General features: G+C 36.2%; 17 protein-coding genes. 11 read left to right on the forward strand and 6 right to left on the reverse strand.

Annotation, left to right across the window (positions count from 1 at the left end):
• Positions 1-166: 166 nt before the first annotated feature.
• From Q3Y49_RS13310 to Q3Y49_RS13350, 9 genes are all read left to right on the forward strand, one after another.
• A complete protein-coding gene (locus Q3Y49_RS13310) occupies positions 167-3,256 on the forward strand; it encodes a SusC/RagA family TonB-linked outer membrane protein (protein ID WP_303268821.1) in 3,090 nt (1,029 codons plus the stop codon).
• Positions 3,257-3,268: 12 nt separating this feature from the next.
• Positions 3,269-4,750 carry a RagB/SusD family nutrient uptake outer membrane protein gene (locus tag Q3Y49_RS13315; RefSeq protein ID WP_303268823.1) on the forward strand — a complete coding sequence of 494 codons (1,482 nt, stop codon included), beginning with the start codon at positions 3,269-3,271 and terminating at the stop codon, positions 4,748-4,750.
• Between the two features lie 38 nt (positions 4,751-4,788).
• A complete protein-coding gene (locus tag Q3Y49_RS13320) occupies positions 4,789-6,147 on the forward strand; it encodes a PKD domain-containing protein (protein ID WP_303268825.1) in 1,359 nt (452 codons plus the stop codon).
• 42 nt (positions 6,148-6,189) lie between these two features.
• Positions 6,190-7,287, forward strand: coding sequence for a glycoside hydrolase family 16 protein (locus Q3Y49_RS13325; protein WP_303268827.1), 1,098 nt, complete (start codon positions 6,190-6,192; stop codon positions 7,285-7,287).
• Positions 7,288-7,324: 37 nt separating this feature from the next.
• A complete protein-coding gene (gene bglX / locus Q3Y49_RS13330) occupies positions 7,325-9,613 on the forward strand; it encodes a beta-glucosidase BglX (protein ID WP_303268828.1) in 2,289 nt (762 codons plus the stop codon).
• Positions 9,610-10,410, forward strand: a complete 801-nt coding sequence (locus tag Q3Y49_RS13335; RefSeq protein ID WP_303268829.1) for a glycoside hydrolase family 16 protein — start codon at positions 9,610-9,612, stop codon at positions 10,408-10,410. Before bglX ends, Q3Y49_RS13335 begins: the two co-directional genes overlap by 4 nt.
• A 114-nt stretch (positions 10,411-10,524) precedes the next feature.
• Entirely contained in the window at positions 10,525-11,931 is a 1,407-nt protein-coding gene (locus Q3Y49_RS13340; protein WP_303268830.1) for a sugar porter family MFS transporter, read from the forward strand.
• Positions 11,932-12,230: 299 nt separating this feature from the next.
• Positions 12,231-12,428, forward strand: a complete 198-nt coding sequence (locus tag Q3Y49_RS13345; RefSeq protein WP_303268831.1) for a hypothetical protein — start codon at positions 12,231-12,233, stop codon at positions 12,426-12,428.
• 50 nt (positions 12,429-12,478) lie between these two features.
• Positions 12,479-13,036 (forward strand): 1-acyl-sn-glycerol-3-phosphate acyltransferase, encoded by a 558-nt coding sequence (locus Q3Y49_RS13350; RefSeq protein ID WP_303268832.1) that lies wholly within the window; start codon positions 12,479-12,481, stop codon positions 13,034-13,036.
• Between the two features lie 3 nt (positions 13,037-13,039).
• Here Q3Y49_RS13350 and msrB read toward each other — a convergent pair whose 3' ends face one another.
• Positions 13,040-13,552 carry a peptide-methionine (R)-S-oxide reductase MsrB gene (gene msrB, locus Q3Y49_RS13355; RefSeq protein WP_303268833.1) on the reverse strand — a complete coding sequence of 171 codons (513 nt, stop codon included), beginning with the start codon at positions 13,550-13,552 and terminating at the stop codon, positions 13,040-13,042.
• A 68-nt stretch (positions 13,553-13,620) separates the two neighbouring features.
• On the reverse strand, positions 13,621-14,232 hold the full coding sequence (locus Q3Y49_RS13360; RefSeq protein WP_303268834.1) for a flavin reductase family protein: 612 nt from the start codon (positions 14,230-14,232) through the stop codon (positions 13,621-13,623).
• Between the two features lie 110 nt (positions 14,233-14,342).
• Here Q3Y49_RS13360 and Q3Y49_RS13365 point away from each other — a divergent pair, with 110 nt between their 5' ends.
• Positions 14,343-15,239: an ATP-binding cassette domain-containing protein gene (locus Q3Y49_RS13365; protein WP_303268836.1), complete on the forward strand. Its 897-nt coding sequence runs from the start codon at positions 14,343-14,345 to the stop codon at positions 15,237-15,239.
• Positions 15,236-16,831 carry an ABC transporter permease/substrate-binding protein gene (locus Q3Y49_RS13370; protein ID WP_303268838.1) on the forward strand — a complete coding sequence of 532 codons (1,596 nt, stop codon included), beginning with the start codon at positions 15,236-15,238 and terminating at the stop codon, positions 16,829-16,831. The genes Q3Y49_RS13365 and Q3Y49_RS13370 overlap by 4 nt, the downstream gene beginning before the upstream one ends.
• Before the next feature lie 67 nt (positions 16,832-16,898).
• On the opposite strand, the gene Q3Y49_RS13375 is transcribed toward Q3Y49_RS13370, so the two are convergent.
• The 4 genes from Q3Y49_RS13375 to Q3Y49_RS13390 all read right to left on the reverse strand — a co-directional run bounded on the left by Q3Y49_RS13375 (position 16,899) and on the right by Q3Y49_RS13390 (position 19,424).
• Positions 16,899-17,375, reverse strand: coding sequence for a Dps family protein (locus Q3Y49_RS13375; protein ID WP_303268839.1), 477 nt, complete (start codon positions 17,373-17,375; stop codon positions 16,899-16,901).
• 170 nt (positions 17,376-17,545) lie between these two features.
• On the reverse strand, positions 17,546-18,403 hold the full coding sequence (locus tag Q3Y49_RS13380) for a universal stress protein (protein WP_303268840.1): 858 nt from the start codon (positions 18,401-18,403) through the stop codon (positions 17,546-17,548).
• A 186-nt stretch (positions 18,404-18,589) separates the two neighbouring features.
• On the reverse strand, positions 18,590-19,108 hold the full coding sequence (locus tag Q3Y49_RS13385; protein ID WP_303268841.1) for a DUF2062 domain-containing protein: 519 nt from the start codon (positions 19,106-19,108) through the stop codon (positions 18,590-18,592).
• Positions 19,074-19,424, reverse strand: coding sequence for a translation initiation factor (locus Q3Y49_RS13390; protein ID WP_303268842.1), 351 nt, complete (start codon positions 19,422-19,424; stop codon positions 19,074-19,076). The genes Q3Y49_RS13385 and Q3Y49_RS13390 overlap by 35 nt, the downstream gene beginning before the upstream one ends.
• Positions 19,425-19,484: the final 60 nt, after the last annotated feature.

A 19,484-nucleotide genomic window follows, 5' to 3' on the forward strand; every position in this document is an offset into this window, starting at 1 on the left:
CAGAAGATCTATTTATTTGATGAATTTTTGAGAAGTATGTTTTTGTGACTTGATGTAGTTATGATGTATTGTTAAAATTTGCTTAGTGTTTTATTTAATGGTCATTTGGTCAGAGCTTTTGCTAGGAAAGCTTCTAAAATTATTGATACAATTAAACAAAATAAATATGAAGCAAATTTTATCTTTGGCTGTCTTTATTTTATGCGCCTTCGTTTCAGCAGGACAGGTGAACGTTTCCGGGAAAGTGACTGACGAATATAATGAGCCACTTCCTGGTGTCAATATTATGATAGTGGGGACCACTGAAGGTACTACTACAGATCTCGATGGTAACTACAAACTGTTAGTTAATGAAGATGCTGAACTTCGGTTTAGTTTTATTGGATATGAAACTGTTTTAGAGAGCATCAACAACCGTTCTGTTATTAATGTGAAATTAGTTCCTGACTTTGGTTCTCTGAGTGAGGTGGTAGTGGTGGGATACGGTACTTCGACCAAAAAAGAGTTGACAGGAGCCACCTCACAAGTAAATGCTGAGAAAATCACGGAACGGCAAGTTCCTCGTTTGGATCAAGCCTTGCAAGGAGCCGTGGCTGGTGTAAATATAACTACAAACTCTGGTTCTCCTGGAGGCTCATCAAATATAAGAATTAGAGGTATATCTACAAATGGTGATAATAACCCATTAATTATTGTTGATGGAGTTATTTATGATCAGGCTGGCTTAAATGCATTGAATCCATCGGATATTGAATCAGTTAACGTCTTAAAAGATGCTACTGCTAGTATATACGGTGTTAGGGCTGCTAATGGAGTAGTATTGATTGAAACGAAGCAAGGAAAAAAGAATAAGAAACCAAGTTTAAGTTTTGATGGGTATTACGGTATTCAAGAAACAGCAAAGCAGCTAGATTTATTAAATGCTCGTGAATATGCAGTTATTAAAAATGAAGCATTCAGCGCAAATAACCAAACAGTTCCTTTTGCTAATACCCAGATTGGAGAAGGCACAGATTGGCAAAGTGAAGTATTTCAACAGGCTCCAATCGAAAATTATAATTTGAGTCTATCTGGTGGAAATGAAAATACTTCATATAATATTGGTGGATCTTACTTTAATCAAGAAGGTATTGTAGGAGGTGAGAAAGCTAAATTTGAAAGATATAATGGCAGACTAAATTTCACCACGGATTTTTCTGATCGAATGCGATTTATTAATGTATTGCTATTCACACACGAGATTAGTAGTGGCTTACCAGAGAACGGCATAGGTTCGGTCTTGTACAATACCATAAATGCCTATCCGACTGAGTCTGTTAGAACCGATGGAAGGTATTCCTACCTAGATAGAATTGCTGATATTATAAATCCATTGGCTCAAATGGAAAACTCATTCAATGAAACTTTTGTAAATAAAATTACAGGGAAGCAGGAATTAGCTTATGATCTAAATGAGCATTTTACTGTTAACGGTCGCCTAGGATACAACTATTCTATCGTTGACTTTAAGGGTTTTAATCCATTGGTTTGGTATGGTCTTGGAAAAGCACAAAATTCTGCCGCAAATGAAGATTTAGATCCCGTTTTAATTGAAATTGGCGATCCAGAAAATGATGGAATTATTCTTGAAAGAGGCGCAAGCGTTACGGAAGCAAGAACAACCTATCTTGATTACATTTTAGAGGGCTTTGTTAATTATGAAAGAAAGTTCAACGATGTTCATACCGTAAAGGGCACATTAGGAGTATCATATAATGAAACCTCATTTCAAGGGCTTAGTGGAACTGCCTTCAATATTCCTAATAATGATATTGATTTAGCCGATATATCAACAAACTTGGCTGTAAATGGATATTTAAATAATACAGGATCTAGTCAGGGTTTTCAAAGATTATCTTCTCAATTTTTAAGGGCGGAGTATGATTATCAAAAAAGATACCTTCTTTCTGGAATTATTCGAAGAGATGGATCTACTCGCTTTGGTCCTAATAATAGGATAGGATATTTTGGATCTCTATCTGGTGCTTGGGTTATATCAGACGAAGAGTTTTTTGATTTCTCCTTTGTTGATTTCCTAAAGTTGAGATCGAGTTTTGGGGTTATTGGAAATGATAGAATTGGTGACTTCGGATACCGGGCGCTGCTTGGTGGTGAAGGGAACTATGTGTTTGATGAGGTAATTCAGATTGGTGCAGCCATTGGTCGGGCAGGCAATCCTGATTTGAAATGGGAGACTACTCAGCAAACAAATATTGGATTTGACTTGACGGTTTTAGAGAATTTGGACTTCACGACCAATTATTTTATCAAAGACACACGAGATTTATTATTTCAACCGCCTGCACCTGCGATTTTAGGTACCTATGGAGCTGGAGGCCAGCCTCCAATTATTAATGGGGGTGATGTGAGAAATTCTGGTGTCGAATTCGAAATAGGTTACAGTAATAAAACAGCTTCAGGTTTAAGATTTAGTGTGGATTATAATATCACATATTTAAAAAATGAAGTTTTAGCGGTTCCCGATGGTTTAGAATTTCAAAATGGTGCCCAATTTGGAGTTGGAGGAGTTGTGGCAACTCGATTGGAACCGGGAAAACCAATTGGTTATTTTATTGGCTATGAGACAGATGGAATTTTCCAAAATCAAGCAGAAATAGACGCGGGTCCAACTCAAAGAAATGCAAGACCAGGTGATTTGAGATTTGTTGATCAAAATGGTGATGGAGAAATTTCATTTGGCGATGATAACGACCGGACTATGATTGGCAGTCCTATTCCAGATTTTACAATGGGGTTGAATCTATCTGCTTCATTCAAAGGATTTGATATTTCTGCTAATATGTTTGCAGCTTTAGGCCAAGAAATTATTAGGAATTATGAACGTCAACAACCTTACGCCAACCAACTTTCCTATGTTCTAAATCGCTGGACTTCACCTGGAAGTAGTAGTGAAGTTCCAAGAGTGACAACAGGGCAAACACAAAATACAAACTTTTCACAATTCTATGTAGAAGATGGATCTTTTGCTCGGTTGAGAAACATTCAATTGGGCTATACTTTTCCCGAAAGCTGGTTGGACTTAGCAAAGATTTCAAAATTCAGGGTTTATGTGTCTGCTAATAACCTTTTAACTATTACAAAATATCTAGGATTTGATCCTGATGTGGGTTCACCTTCTCCATTTGGAGCTGGGGTTGACAATGGTATTTACCCACAAGCAAGAGTATACATGGGCGGTGTTTCATTAAACTTTTAATCTGATTGAACTATGAAAAAGATTTTATATACAATTACATTTATAAGCATATTCGGGCTTTTCACCTCTTGTGACGATAAGCTAGAAATTGATCCTTTATATGCACAAGATGCCGATAACTTTTTTAATACACCTGAAGATTATCAGCGTGCCTTGATAGGGGCTTATGATTTATTACAAACTTCATATTTAACACAATGGATAGGAGAAATTGCTTCTGATAATGCGATTGCTGGTGGCGAGAGTGTTAATGATACTCGTGGATTACACGAAATTGAAACGATGACTCATGGTGGGGTTAATGAAGAATTAAGAAGTGTTCTCAGATATAACTATGCCGGTATTACGAGAGTAAATTACATTTTTGAAAATCAGGAGAAGATTGATTTTGAAGGTAAGGATCAAATCTTGGCGGAAGCTTATTTTCTGAGAGCTTACTATTATTTTGAATTAACAAAGTTTTTTGGAGCAGTGCCATTAATCATTGACCGAAGGATCGGTATTGAGGAAGCCACTTCTATTGAAAGAGCAGCAGCTAGTGATATATATAGTCAGATTGAAGCTGATTTAATTTCTTCTCATGAAGTACTAGATTGGAGCAATCCTGTCAAAGGAAGGGTGACCAAAGGCGCTGCCCTAGCCCTTTTAGGGAAAGTTTATCTTTATCAGGATAAATTTACTGAAGCGGCTGAAATTTTTGACCGGGTAATTGATGAAGGTCCATACGGATTGGTTGAAGTAAACACCTCCGAGGATTTTGCAGCATTATTTAGCGTGAATGAAGAGGGAAACCAAGAGTCAGTTTTTGAAATTCAGTACACCGGCCTAGAAGGGGGATCTTATGATTGTTTTGTTTGCTTAGAAGGTAATGTTGCTGTGGGGTTCCACGGGATTAGACAATATAGCGGACCGATTTATGGTGATGGTAACAGTTACAATTTGCCTACTCAAGATCTTTATGATGAATTTGATCCTTCTGACATCAGGAGGAATGGAACAATTCTAGACATAGAAGCCTTTGCCACATCTAACCCTAGTGTAAGCTATGCTGTGGGTGGGGGAGGTCATACTGGATACTTCAATAATAAATATATTAAAAGATCTGCAGAGTTAGGTTTACCAGATAATGATTTAACAAGTCCGGTAAACTACAGAGTCATCCGTTTCGCTGATGTATTATTAATGGCTGCAGAAGCTCATAATAGAAAATCAGGAGCAAATGACGCCCTCGCTCAGAGCTATTTAAATCAAGTTCGTCAACGTGCAGGAATGCCAGCTATTAGTGCTAGCGGTCAAAGCTTAACTGCCGCAATTTGGAAAGAAAGAAGATTAGAGCTTTCCGGGGAAGGATACCGCTTCTGGGACCTGGTGCGAACAGGTCAGGCTGCTGCGCAAATTGACGGATTTGAGTCTAATAAAAATGAGCTTTTCCCAATACCACAAACCGAAATCGATTTGGCCGGTGGCACTTGGGATCAAAATCAAGGATACTAATAACTAATATAAATCTATAACTAAAACAATAATTACCTATGAAACATCTATTTGGAAAATTTATGATGATTGCAGCAATATTCGTATTGATGAGCTGCGATGAAGAAGAAGAGCCAACATTGGTAGATCCCCCAACTGAAGCTGATGCTGCTTTTACCTTTCAGGCCACTGCTGAAAGCGATAATATTCTAGAGTTTACAGCTTCGGTTGATGGTTTTAATCGATACGTTTGGGATTTAGGAAATGGAGAGAGCGCTGATGAATCAGCAACTGTTACAGGTACTTACTCAAATGCTGGAAGCTATGAGGTGACTTTGACAGTTTTCAATGACGGAGGAAGTGCATCGAATACTCAAGAGATTGAAATTGCTGAAACAGACCCAACATTGCTTGATAATGCACTTTACAATCTTCTAACTGGAGGTGTCGATGGTGGTGGTTCAAAGACTTGGGCAGTAGACTCCGCATCTGCTGGTCATTTTGGTGTTGGACCTAGTCCTGAAAATGGAGACTATGATGGTGATTATCCTAAATACTACGCTGCAGGTGTGAATGAAAAAGTTGGAGCAGGTATGTATAATGATAGATATACATTCATTTTAGCAGATTTTGGATTTGACATGGCCACCCAAGGAGATATTTATCTGAATGCTCAGCAAGAAGAACAATTTCCTGACGCTTACGATCCTGGTGTTGGTGATTTAACTGCTCCATTTACCCCTGCAGAAAACTTAAATTGGAACTTAAGCTTTCCTGCTGAAGGTGAAGAAGGTGATACCACACTAAGTATAAATGAAGATGGATTTATTGGCTACTATACTGGAGTTCAAACTTACAAAGTAGTGAGTATTTCTGAGAATGAATTATTTCTTCAATTTGAAGACGCAGCCAATGCTGATCTTGTTTGGTATTTAAGATTGGTGCCAGAAGGATTTGACAGTAATCCTGGTGGCTCAGTAAAAGCAACGCTACCGATTGGGTTTGAGACTCAAACTCCTGATTTGTCATCTTTTGAAGGAAATGAGGCATCAATAGTTGAAAATCCTGACCAATCGGGAATCAACACTAGTTCTAACGTATTACAATTAGTGAAAGGATTTCAAGGGTTCTCTGGTTCATTTTTTGACTTGGCAGAGGCTCCTACCATTGAAGAGGGCACTACTTTAACGCTAAAAGTTTGGGCTCCTGTTACTGGAGTGTTCAGAATCAAGCTGGAAAATTCAGCTGGTGAATTTGTTGAAGTAGATGCTGATGTTAGTGTTGGAGAAGAATGGACTGAGCTAAGTTTCGACTTATCAGCTGGAGTAGGACTTTCGTTAGACAGATTAGTGCTATTCCCAAGCTGGGAGGTTCCAAGCACTGGTACTTTCTATGTTGATGATGTTGATGTACAATAAAAAGTAGTAATGTTTAAGTTTAATTTAATTTGTTTTTTCATCATGGGTGTCCTCGCTTCTTGCGAGGATGCTCCTATTGATGATGTAGTGAAATTACCTGAAAATCTTGCAATTGAGATTGTTAAATCAGAAAGTAATCCTAGGGTGGTATCAGTCAACGCCTCAGCCGATTTGGTCAATTTTTATAGATTTTATTTTGGAGAAAACCCAGATGATTTTAAAGAATCTACAAGCGGTACAGCCCAATATACTTATGAACAATCAGGTCAGTATGAAATCACTGTTCAAGCACACGCAACCAGCGATGATTTTATCAGTGAGACGGGTGACATTGAAATTCAGGATGTTAATCCAGAAGATGAAGAAGATCCAGAAGACCCATTCGAGCCTTCCTTTGAAGGTTATGAAAGCCCTTTGGAATACGAAGGCTATGAATTAGTGTGGCAAGATGAATTCGAAGCTGAACAACTTTCAGATGATTATACTTTTGAAATTGGCACTGGGAGTAATGGCTGGGGAAATAATGAATCGCAGTATTATAGAGAAGAGAATACACGCCTAGATGAGGGCTATCTAGTGATTCAAGCCAAAGAAGAGAATTTTCAAGGCAGGGAATACACATCTTCTAGAATTATAACAGAAGGCAAAAAAGAATTTAAATATGGTAGGTTTGACATAAGAGCCAGAATGCCATATGGACAAGGAATATGGCCAGCAATATGGATGCTTGGATCAAATTTCAGACAGGTTGGCTGGCCATTTTGTGGTGAAATTGATATAATGGAGATGATCGGTGGTCAAGGTAGGGAACGAACTGTCCATGGAACTGTTCATTGGCAAAGTAATCAAGGCTATGCAAACTTTGGACATAGTAGAAATCTTTCAGAGGGCACATTGGCAGATAAATTTCATGTCTTTTCAATAATATGGGATGAAAATTCAATTCAATGGCTTATTGATGATCAGCCTTATGGAAGCATTGACACGACCCCATCTCATTTGGACGAATTTAGGGAGGAGTTTTTCTTTATTTTCAATGTTGCTGTTGGCGGTAACTGGCCACAGTATCCCGATGAAACCACTACCTTTCCACAGGAAATGTGGATTGATTACGTAAGAGTTTTTCAACAACCGGAATAAATTATTTGACCTACAACCATAAAACTTTAAAACAGCTATGACCAGACTCCTAAAAAAAATAATTGGGGTGATTTGTCTCTCACTAATAGTTCTTTCATGCAATCAGCCTAATAGAGTCGAAGAAACAGGAAATAGATATGAAGCACGAGTTGATTCAGTGCTTTCAATAATGACTTTGGAAGAAAAAATTGGTCAATTAAATCAATATAGTTTAGGAAGCGAGTTTACGGGTCCTGGCAACAAAAAAGGGCAAGATAGTATTCGCTACCAGCAATTGATTTCTGGTCAGGTAGGCTCGGTTTTGAACCTATTGGGAGCTGAAAATACATTAAAAATGCAAAAGTTAGTAGTTGAGAATACCAGACTGGGTATTCCTTTACTATTTGCCTATGATGTAATCCATGGTTATCAAACAATGTTTCCAGTTCCCTTGGCCGAAAGTGCTTCTTGGAATCTGGAGCTAATGGAAAAAACTGCACAAGCCGCTGCAGCAGAATCGGCCGCCTCTGGCTTGCACTGGACTTTTGCTCCTATGATTGATGTGACTGTTGATGCTAGATGGGGACGAGTCATGGAAGGGGCTGGAGAAGATCCATACCTACAATCAGAAATTGCTACAGCAAGGATTAATGGTTTTCAAGGAAATGATTTGAGCCATAATAAAACCATAGCTGCGACTGCCAAACATTTTGCCGGTTATGGATACGCTGAAAGCGGTAAAGACTATAATTCAGTTAATATCAATAACTACATTCTTCACAATCATATTTTGCCTCCGTTCAAAGCTGCCAGTGAAGCAAATGCAGCAAGCTTCATGAATGCGTTTAATGATATCAATGCTGTTCCTGCCACTGCTAACCAATATTTGCTACAGGACATTCTTCGTAAAAAATGGAACTATGATGGAGTTGTTGTTTCAGATTGGAATTCCATAGGGGAGTTAGTTAATCATGGAGTGAGCCCAGATTTGAAAAATGCTGCAAAAAAAGCCATTTCTGCTGGTAGTGAGATTGACATGGAAGGAACGGCCTATATTAGAAACCTTGCTTCATTAGTGGAAGAAGGTGAAATTGACATAGCTGCAATAGATAAGGCAGTAAAACATGTCCTACAATTAAAATTTGAATTGGGTTTATTTGATGACCCTTTTAAATACTCTAATTCAGAAAGAGAAAACGAAATTGTTGGGAATGAAATGCATCATGATTTAGCGGAGGAAATAGCCAAAGAGTCTATTGTGCTTCTAAAGAACGAAAGATCTTTATTGCCCATTAAAAGTGCTAAAAACATTGCAGTAATTGGACCATTGGCAAAAGACAAAGATACACCATTAGGAAACTGGAGAGCTCAAGCTGTAGCTAACTCAGCAGTTTCGTTATATGAAGGTTTGGAACAGACTTTTCCTGAAGACGTAAATTTTGAATATGCTGAGGGAGTGGAATTATCGATTGGACCTAATAACTTCTTTCAAGAACAAGTAATTAATGAGAGAGATAAATCCGGATTCGAAGAAGCAAAAGCATTAGCCAAGAAGTCAGATTTGGTAATTATGGCTTTAGGCGAAACTGCTTATATGTCCGGTGAGGGTAGAAGTAGAGCAGACATTGGTTTACCAGGCTTGCAAAAAGAATTGCTTAAAGAAATCCATGCAGTAAATCCTAATATTATATTGGTATTAATGAATGGGAGACCATTAGAGCTGAGCTGGGAAGATGAAAATATCCCGGCCATATTGGAGGCTTGGCATCTCGGGCAAAGAGCTGGTATTGCCATTGCAGAGACTTTAGTAGGCCAAAATAATCCATCAGGAAAGTTGACGATGAGCTTTCCTCGTCAAGTCGGTCAAATACCTATTTATTATAACCATAAAACAACTGGAAGACCTTCAACAGCTCCTGGGCAAGTATTTTATACCCATCACACCGATGTGGATAATTCACCTTTATATCCTTTTGGTTTTGGCTTAAGTTATTCAAAATTTGATTATCGACAAATTGAATTATCGCAGAATTCAATGACAGAGGATGAAGAAATAATGGCCACGGTAACTATTCAAAACACTAGTGAAGTGGACGGACAAGAAATTGTACAGTTATATATTCAAGACTTAGAGGCAGAAGAAACGCCAATGATCAAGTCACTGAAGGCTTTCCAAAAGGTTGAAGTCAAAGCAGGACAAACTGTACAGGTTGAATTTTCTATAAAGAAACAGATGCTTTCATATTATAAATCAAATGGGGATTTAACGTTGGAAAAAGGTGATTTCAGAGTCTTTATAGGCACGAACTCAACTGTAGAGCAATACAAAAAATTTGAGTTAAAATGAGATATGTCTTTATAATCGGCCTTCTATTATTTTTTAGCCAATGCAAGGAGCAGGATGATTATTTGATTTGGTCTGATGAATTTGATGGAAGTGGATTGCCCAATTCAAAATTTTGGAATATAACAGAAGGAAATGGTTGTCCAGATTTATGTGGGTTCGGAAACAATGAAGCACAATACTATACCAAAAACGCTGAAAATCTTAGATTAGAGGATGGTAAACTAATTATTAATGCTTTAGAGGACAACGAAAAAGGGTTTACTTCAGCAAAAATTACCACCAGAGAAATAAGTGATTGGAAATACGGATATATCGAAGTTAGGGCAAAATTACCCATAGGTAAAGGTTCATGGCCTGCAATTTGGATGTTACCCACCGTTGAGGGCAAAATGGATTGGCCGAGAGATGGTGAAATAGATATTATGGAGTATGTTGGTTATAATCCAGGGACAGTCTATGGAACCATTCACACCGAAAACTATAATCATACAAAAGGTACGGAAAAATCAGATTCAATAAAGCTCAAAGATGCACATAAAGTCTTTCATACTTATGCTATTCAATGGACGGAACAAAAAATTGAATGGTTGGTCGATGATGTCCCTTATCATGCTGTCTATAAAAATGGTGAGGGAAAATCGGGATGGCCTTTTGATCATGAATTTCATTTAATTTTGAATTTAGCAGTCGGTGGAAATTGGGGTGGAAAACACGGTATTGACGAAGCTAGTTTTCCTCAAGAATTTGTGATTGACTATGTAAGGGTTTATTCACAGAAACCTGATTTACCGAAATAATTTTAATTCCATAGGTTTAAATATAATGCCATCTATAAAAATTACTGCAGTTAGATGTTTATACACCAAAAAATTTTGGTAATATAGCTTCTCACTTTAAAATACTTTGGAAAAATGTCGAAGAAAGGACTTTTAATACTAATCGCGTCAGTTGCTGCCTTAGGTGGTTTACTCTTTGGTTATGACACAGGTGTTATAAACGGCACCCAGTATTATTTTAGTAAATATTTTGAATTAAGTTCTGCCATGAAGGGTTGGGTAGTGAGTAGTGCTTTGCTAGGGTGTCTCGTTGGGGCACTGATTGCTGGGCCTATGACTACAAAGATTGGCCGTAAAGTAACACTTATTTTTTCAGCGGCACTTTTCACAATTTCTGCAGCAGGTTCTGGTTTACCCCCGTTTTTACCTGAGAGTGTTGGTTTATTAGTTTTCTTTAGGGTTGTAGGGGGATTAGCTATTGGATTGGCTTCCATGGCTGCACCAACCTACATTGCTGAAATATCACCAAGAGATAAAAGAGGAGTATTGGTGACATTCTATCAATTGGCTGTAGTAACTGGTTTTTTTGTGGTTTTCTTAGCAACTTATTATATCGGTGAAAGCTATGCTACTGAACAAGGTAAAATAGATTCAGGCTGGCGATGGATGTTTTGGTCTGAATTAATCCCATGTATTATCTTTTTTGTCCTTACTTTATTCATTCCTAAAAGCCCTAGATGGTTGGTATTGGTTGGAAGAGATGAAGAAGCTAAAAAAGTGTTAGATTCTTTGCATGAAGAAAAAGAAGCCGAGATTGAATTATCTGAAATAAAACTTTCCTTGGCTAAAGAAAGAAAAGTTGAAAAAACTAAGGTTAATTTATTCCAAAGAGGTGCTTTAGCCATTATCTTAATTGGTTCTTTATTGTCTTTATTCCAACAATTAACGGGGATTAATGCTGTGTTATATTATGGAGGTGATATTTTTGAAAAAGCTTTAGGATATACGCAAGATGATGTATTAGCCCAACAGATTTTGCTGGGAGCTGTGAATTTTGTATTTACGTTTGTGGCTATGTTCACAGTTGATAAGCTAGGTAGAAAGCCTCTGATAATGATTGGTTCGTTCGGTATGCTTACGGGATTTATATTGTTAGGAGGTTCTCTATACTTTGAGCAAGTTGGCCTAATTTCCCTAATAGGAGTCTTATTATTCATTGCTTCATTTGCTATGAGTATGGGACCCGTTACATGGGTATTACTTTCTGAAATGTTTCCAAACAAAATCAGAAGTATTGCAATGTCAATAGCAGTGGCTGTTCAATGGGGGGGGAATTATCTTGTTTCTCAAAGTTTCCCAATTATTGCTGATAGTCAGCACAATGAAGTTGTTTGGAATAAATCTTTACCTTATGTCATTTTTGGAGCATGTATATTATTGTTGATCATATTTACAAATAAATATATCATTGAAACCAAGGGAAGAAGCCTTGAGGAACTAGAAGATATATGGGCTGATAAGTACGGTAAAATTAAATCATAATAAATATCAATATTGATTATTAGAAAGCTTATTGAATCAAATGCTCCATTTGTTTTGATAAGCTTTTTTACTTTTATTTAAAAAAATACTTATATTTTTCTAATATATGTACACTTTGGAAAAAGATTAATCATTTTAGGTTTATGATTTTAATAAGCTAGTATAGATGATTTATTGCTAAATTCTGTAAATTATAATATTTGTATTATTCAAGTAATTCAATTTTATTTAAAATCTTACACCAACCTTTCTCAACCTTTCTGTGTCATTACTACTGAGACAATAGGAAGGATATAAATATGAGAAGATTTTTTACCACATTTTTGTTACTAACAATAGTAGCGTCAAGCTTAGTTATCAGTAATAGTTATTATAAGCAGGATAATTCTCAATATTCTGCACAGAAATCAAATGAGATACAGAAATCCATTGATTTAACTGAAGCGGATGTGTACGATTCTAAGAGAAATACTGTATTTGTTAGTGTAAACAACTAATAACTAATCCGATTCTGATTATATTTGAGTCGTACTAATTCTTATACAGTATGGCGCTTTATTTAGCTCGATTTATTCTTTGGCTCGGTGGTTGGAAAGTATCCGCGAAAATACCTCCAAATGTTAAAAAAGCAGTAATGATCGCTGCGCCTCACACTTCAAATTGGGATTTGATCTGGGCAAGATCTGCCTTTTACATTCTCAAAATACCTGTACGTTACACTGTTAAGAAAGAACTATTAAAAGGTCCTTTGAAATGGATTTTGAATGCTTTTGGTGCTATTGGAATAGACAGGACACACAAAGGCGGTAAAAAACAATCCATGACAGAGGCAATGATTCAGCTTTTTGATGAACGTGAGGAGCTAGTTATATTAGTAACACCTGAAGGTACTCGAAGTTATCAACCTGAATGGAAAACTGGTTTTTATAGAGTAGCTGAAGGTGCTGGTGTACCAATATTATGTGGATATTTAGACTATGAAAATAAAATAGCTGGAGTCGGTCCTAGTTTCTCAACAAATGGAGATATGTTTGAAATTATTGAAAAGATCAAAGATTTTTATAGACCGATCAAAGGAAAATATCCAGAAAAAGGGGTGCGCTAAGTTTTACTTTTCTTTAAAGTCTAAAGAAGCAGAATTTAAGCAATATCTTAATCCAGTCGGCTTTGGTCCATCTTCAAAAACATGTCCCAAGTGACCTCCACAGCTAGCACAAACAACTTCTGTTCGAACCATTCCTAAAGAACGATCTACGACTTCCAGAACGTTTTGATCATTTAAGGGCTTATAAAAACTTGGCCAGCCCGTCCCACTTTCGTATTTTGTTTCTGAGCTAAAGAGTTCAGTCTTGCAACCATTACAAATAAATATACCTTCTTTTTTAAAATCGTTATATATTCCTGTAAAGGCTCTTTCAGTTCCTTCTTCTCGTAAAACCTTATATTCTAGCGGACTTAAAATTTCTTTCCATTCTGCTTCAGTTTTTTGCACCTCAAAAGTGTGCGACTTTAAACTTTTTTTGTTTTCTGAACTATTGTTTTGTTGTGCACATGATTGAAAACTTAATGCTAAAAGAATAGCTACCACACTTACCGATTTCCCTATTTTAATTCTTTTCATTTTTGTAATATTATTTGCTTGTTGCTTCTTATACTCATTTACATATATAAAGTTTTGTACAATTTGAATTATGGTTTAGCGTATTCAAATTTTTTCAGCTTTGTTGTTCTTAGATATTCATATAAACCCGAAATAGTCACGGTTCCTGCAGAACTAATATCAACCGAGCCATCTTCTGCAATCAATTTTTCATCCAAATAAGCATGCAGCACTTTTCCTATTATCAAAATGGTATCATTTGCTGTGATTAAATGCTCCTCTTTAAATTTTAGTCCTAATTTGATATGAGATTCTTTAACATAGGGTGCATGAAATCTGTCAAAATACTCCTCTTCAAATCCACAAGCTTCAAATTCCGATGTCTTTCGATCATATTTGGCGGAAGTTTGATGAGCTTTTTCAATAAAGCTTTCGTGAACATGATTAAAAGTATAATAACCTGTTTTCTTTATGTTTTCATAGGTGTGTCTGTCAACAGTTGTTGGTCGCAAAATGAAACCCAGAAGTGGAGGTTTAGCACCCAAATGGATAACTGAATTGAAGATTGCCAAGTTCGTATGGCCATTTTGATTAGCAGTTCCAATCAAATTGGCACTCTTAAATCCTGACACTGTGTTAAAGAAATTAGCTTGGTATCGACTTTGCATCTTAGAGATGGAGTCTGTATCTATGTGTAGCATCTTGGCAAATCGTTTTAGTAAATACCAATTAGATCTTATTTTGTTTGCTTTGGCTGAAAATTAGGAAACATTCTTTTTCTGTTAAGCTTTTCAGCAGTAAATTCAAGCATATGATTGCCTTCCAAAATATTGAGAAAAAATTTGATAATCAATTAGTGCTGAGAAGTATTAATTTAGAAGTGACAGAAGGAGAGCTAATGGTTTTGTTAGGAGCAAGTGGAAGTGGAAAAACTACTATGCTCCGAATGATCAATGGTTTAGAAAACCCTGATTCCGGTTCCATTAGGATTGTAGATAAGGATTTAAGAAAACATCAACTATATAACTTAAGAAAGCAAATAGGCTATGTTATTCAGAAAGTTGGGCTTTTTCCGCATTATTCGGTTTATGATAATGTTGCATCAATCATGAGATTGAAAGGTGAAAGTGAAGAAATTATTAAAGAGAAAGTATATAGATGGTTAAATAAAGTGGGATTGTCACCTTCCGTTTATGCTAAGAAGTTTCCATCTGAATTAAGTGGTGGTGAAGCACAAAGAATCGGGTTGGCAAGAGCACTAGTTGCCCATCCAAAGATGGTTTTGTTGGATGAACCATTCAGTGCCCTGGATCCCATATCCAGAGTAGGAATCAGAAATGAGTTTAGACAAATTCAACAAGATGAAAAACTTACAGCAGTGATGGTAACTCATGATGTGCTGGAGGCCGTAAGTTTGGCAGATCGGATTTGTTTGTTGGCCAATGGTGAAATTCAACAATTGGGAACTCCGCAAGAAATATTATTTCAACCTAAAAATGATCTAGTAAAGAATTTCGTAAAAGGTGATCAATTCCAAGCTTCCTTGGCTTCTGTTTCTATATCTGAAATTCAACCATTTTTAGAACAGAATATTTTGAAAGAATCAAATGATCGTATTTCTGTTCTTGATTTTTTACAGAATTCCGATAGTCAGCAGCATGCATTGATTATAGAAGCTTTTTATAAATGGAAGGAGGCTAAAGGATGATGTCATTTTTTGAATTCTTGCTCAAGAATAAAAGGGAAGTTCTAAAGCAAATATTAGAACACCTTGAATTGACATTAGTCTCTTTATGTATTGCGGTAGTATTGGGTGTTGTAATTGGTGTACTGATCGCCATATTCAGAAAATCGACCCAAACGGTTCTTTCAGTGATCAATACCATCCAAACTATCCCCAGTTTAGCTTTATTGGGCTTTCTGCTGCCATTTTTTGGGATCGGAGTAGTTCCTGCCATCATTGCACTATTTCTCTATGCTTTGCTTCCCATAGTGAGAAATACCTACACAGGGATAATCGAGGTGGATGTCTCTGTTAAGGAGTCTGCAATAGCTATGGGAATGAAACCTGTGGAAGTTCTATTTAAAGTGGAATTACCTCTGGCTTTGCCATACATCATGGCTGGAATTAGGACGGCTTCTGTTATAAACGTGGGAGTGGCCACATTAAGTGCTTTCATTGCTGCAGGTGGTCTAGGTAAATTTATTCTTCAAGGGATTCAACTGAATAATACCAATATGATCTTGGCTGGTGCGATTCCTGCTTCATTATTGGCTTTATTTTTCGATGCTATTTTAGGCCGAATTCAGAAAAGTAGTTTTAAAATCATTCGTGGGTTTTCAGTCATTCTGTTTGGAGGGGTTTTGTTCTATCTCCTAATGTCTGCTTTCCAAAAATTGAATATTGCATCAGACAAAAGTGATTTGTTAGGTGGATTTCCTTCCGAATTTGTCTATCGTGAAGATGGACTACAAGGGTTATTCAAAGCTTATGATTTCGAGCTGGATTATGTTGAAATGGAAATAGGATTGATGTATAAGGCGTTGGCCAGTAAAGAAGTAGATGTAATTAGTGGATTTTCAACTGATGGAAGAATTAAAGCCTACGATTTGAAAACACTGCTCGATAATCGTAATTATTTCCCTCCTTATGAGGCAGCACCTGTTGCTAGAAAATCTATTATTAACAGATATCCCGAAATTCGCACAAGTCTGAAAAAACTAGAAAACCAGATCAGCAATGCGGAGATGATGGAAATGAATTTTAAGGTAGATGAACAAAAAATGCAACCCGAAGAAGTGGCAATGGAATTTCTTGAATCCAAAGGAATGCTAGGGAATTCTGATAATGTAAATCTGTCAAAGGAATCAATTAAAATTGGAAGTAAGGCATTTACTGAAAACTACATATTGGCTCATCTTTTTAAATTGATCATTGAGGAAAATTCTGATTTGAAAGTAGAGCTGAAATTAGGTTTTGGTGGCACTAAATTATTGATGGACGCCATGAAAAATGATGAAATAGATATATATCCTGAATATACGGGCACAGCCTTATTATTGCTTTTGGATACAGATGGAAAGGAGAGAGCTAACTTAATTTCTAATCCCGAAATGGTATATGATTTCGTGAAAAAGGAATCCAGTAGTCAATTTCAATTCGAGTGGTTACCAACGCTAGGATTCAATAATACCTTTGCCATTTTGATGCGAAAAAAACAAGCAAAAGAATTGGGTTTAGTAACTATTGAGGATTTATCGGTACAAATTGGTGTTAAAAATAAACTCCATGATAGGTAGTGTCCTATTATGGAGTTTTAATTTCAACTTTTTCTTAGCTTTCAATAAAATACGAATGCCTTCTTTATTATTTATTCAGAAAAGCAGAGTACATCCAAACCAATTTTTCTTGTTCTCGAATATAATCACTCATTAATGCATTTGTTCCTTCATCATCCGCATCAGATGATAAAGTAAGCAATTCCCGTTGAAATATAATTATTGTTTTAAAGGATTCTAATATATTTTCAATAGCCTTTATCCCATCTTTTACTTCTACACTTTCCTTAATTTTAGAAATTGATCGGTAATCGGCATAATTATGTTTGGGAGTATAACCTAAAGTTAAAATCCTTTCTGCTACCTCATCAATTTTTAAGATCAAATCGTTGTACAATTCTTCAAATTTCACATGAAGTTCAAAGAATTTTTCACCTTTTATATTCCAATGATATCCTCGAGTATTTTGATAAAAGATTGAATAGTTTGCTAGAAGTTCATTCAGTTTTCCTGCTAGTTGTTTTGCTTTTTCATTATCTAGCCCTATTTGATTTTTTATGTTCATGTTTTTGATTTTTACTAATTTAGTATTTTATTTTCATATTTTTTGTAGCAATTGTTGCATAGGGAATCACAGTAGTATTACTGTCTTATTAGTAGTATGTACTTCCTTTCAGTCTGCAAGCAAGAAACTTCCAGTCGGTGGTACACAGACCGGAAGTTATCTTTTCCCTCTTAATCAGCCTCAATAATCTTCCTTTTATTAGGTGAGAGTGCTAGCAGAGGCACATCGGTATGGAAAATCAAGGATTTGCTTTCGCTCTTTCCAAAAAGACTTTCAAACAATCCCTTCTTTCTAGGTAACACTACCAATAGATCAATTTTATTGTTGTCAGCGAATTCATCAATTCCCTCTTCGACATTTTTGTTGACCATGAAATGATACTGATGTGGAAGTCCTTTTAAATGCAATTCAAGATTTTTAGCTTCTTCGGCTTTCTCTTTATCCAACATGGGTTCTTGACTTACATGTATCAAATGGATTTTTGATGCATAAGCCTGTCTGATTGCTTTTACTGGATCCAACAACTCTGCTATAATTCCTTTGTAGTCACTTGACAATGCTATATTTTTAATGTCTTCATATTTAGCTTCTCCTGGAATTACCAATACAGGTGCTATTTCAGCTTTTATTACTCGGTGTGCATTGGTTCCTAAAATCACTTCATCTATTCCACTCGCTCCTTTAGTGCCCATGATGATTAAATCTACAGGATTATCAAGGGAATATTCTTCAATGGCATCTTTTACGTAGTTCTCAGTTTTTATAGTCTCATATTCGAATTCCTTTAAAAGTGGAAGTTTGTCTTCTAATTGATTGAATTCTGAATCGATGTACTGCTTTATATCTACCTCGCTTTCACCCACATCGTAGGCTATATTTAAATCAGCGTAGGCTAAGGGTACTGTATACGCATTCAGTATTGTAATTTCTGCCTCTGGATTTATTTGTTTAGCAAATTGTAAGGCATATTCCAATGCATTTAATGCACAATCGGAAAAATCGGTTGGGACTAATATGTGCTTAATCATGGCTTCTATTTTTTATAGGTTAAGAATTTCAACTAAACGAATCACATTGATTTACTGATTTTGTGATCTGTATCATAAATGTAGAAATAACTATAGTGAGATTCACTGACCTCAATTAGTTGAAAACCTGATATATGTCATTATTAGTGACGGAAGAGGAAAAGCAATTAGATAGCAGCAGATTATTTAAGCAGATTCTCTCTTTCTGAATTCAGTCTTTCTTAGCCTCATTCTTCTTGCTAATTGTAAAAGTAAAATCGCCAAAAAATAACTTCCAATTGAAATCGGGATGGTTAGAGCTAAATTACCCAAAGCAAACTGCTTGAAGAATAAAAGAACTTGTCGGACAGTTTCATTTTGAACCTCCACATCAGGAAGAGTGTTGGAAATGCTACTGCCGATTTTATAACTCAACCAGAAAATAGGGATTATAGTGATGGCATTCCATACCATCATGGAAAGCAGAACAGCCATTTTGTTAAGCTGTTTAAAAATAGTCATAAAGCCTATACCTATTGCTGTACTAAAACCAGGTGTAGGCAAGAGGGCAATCATTGTCCCAAAAGCATAACTAAAGGCTATGGAAACATCTGATTTATCCGAGCTGAGTACCGCAATAGTGTATCGTTTGAGCTTAAATATATATTTGTCTTTGTAAAAACGTATTCGTCTAACCGCCCACTTTTTTAACTTTGCTGTAGCCATCTTTTTGTAAAACTTCTAGTATTTTATCTCGAAAATCACCTTGAATTAAGATTTCACCATCTTTCACACTACCACCAACACCGCATTTTGATTTTAACTGTTTTCCTAAGGCTTTTAAGTCATCTTCCGTTCCAATAAAACCAGTAATCAGACTTACTTTCTTACCTGCTCTGGCTTTCTTATCTAATTGCACTTTTAAATTTTGCTCCGAAGGCGGTACTGTTTCTTTTTCTTCTTGGCTTTCATAATCATATTCAAAATCATTAGAAGTTGAATAAACAATCCCGTCTCTATGTTTTTTATTTTTCTTACTCATCTTGGTTATCCTATTGTTATATACGTATAAAGCCTCCTAAAATCTGGATATTTGAAAGCA

The organism is Marivirga harenae (assembly GCF_030534335.1).
GTDB lineage: Bacteria > Bacteroidota > Bacteroidia > Cytophagales > Cyclobacteriaceae > Marivirga > Marivirga harenae.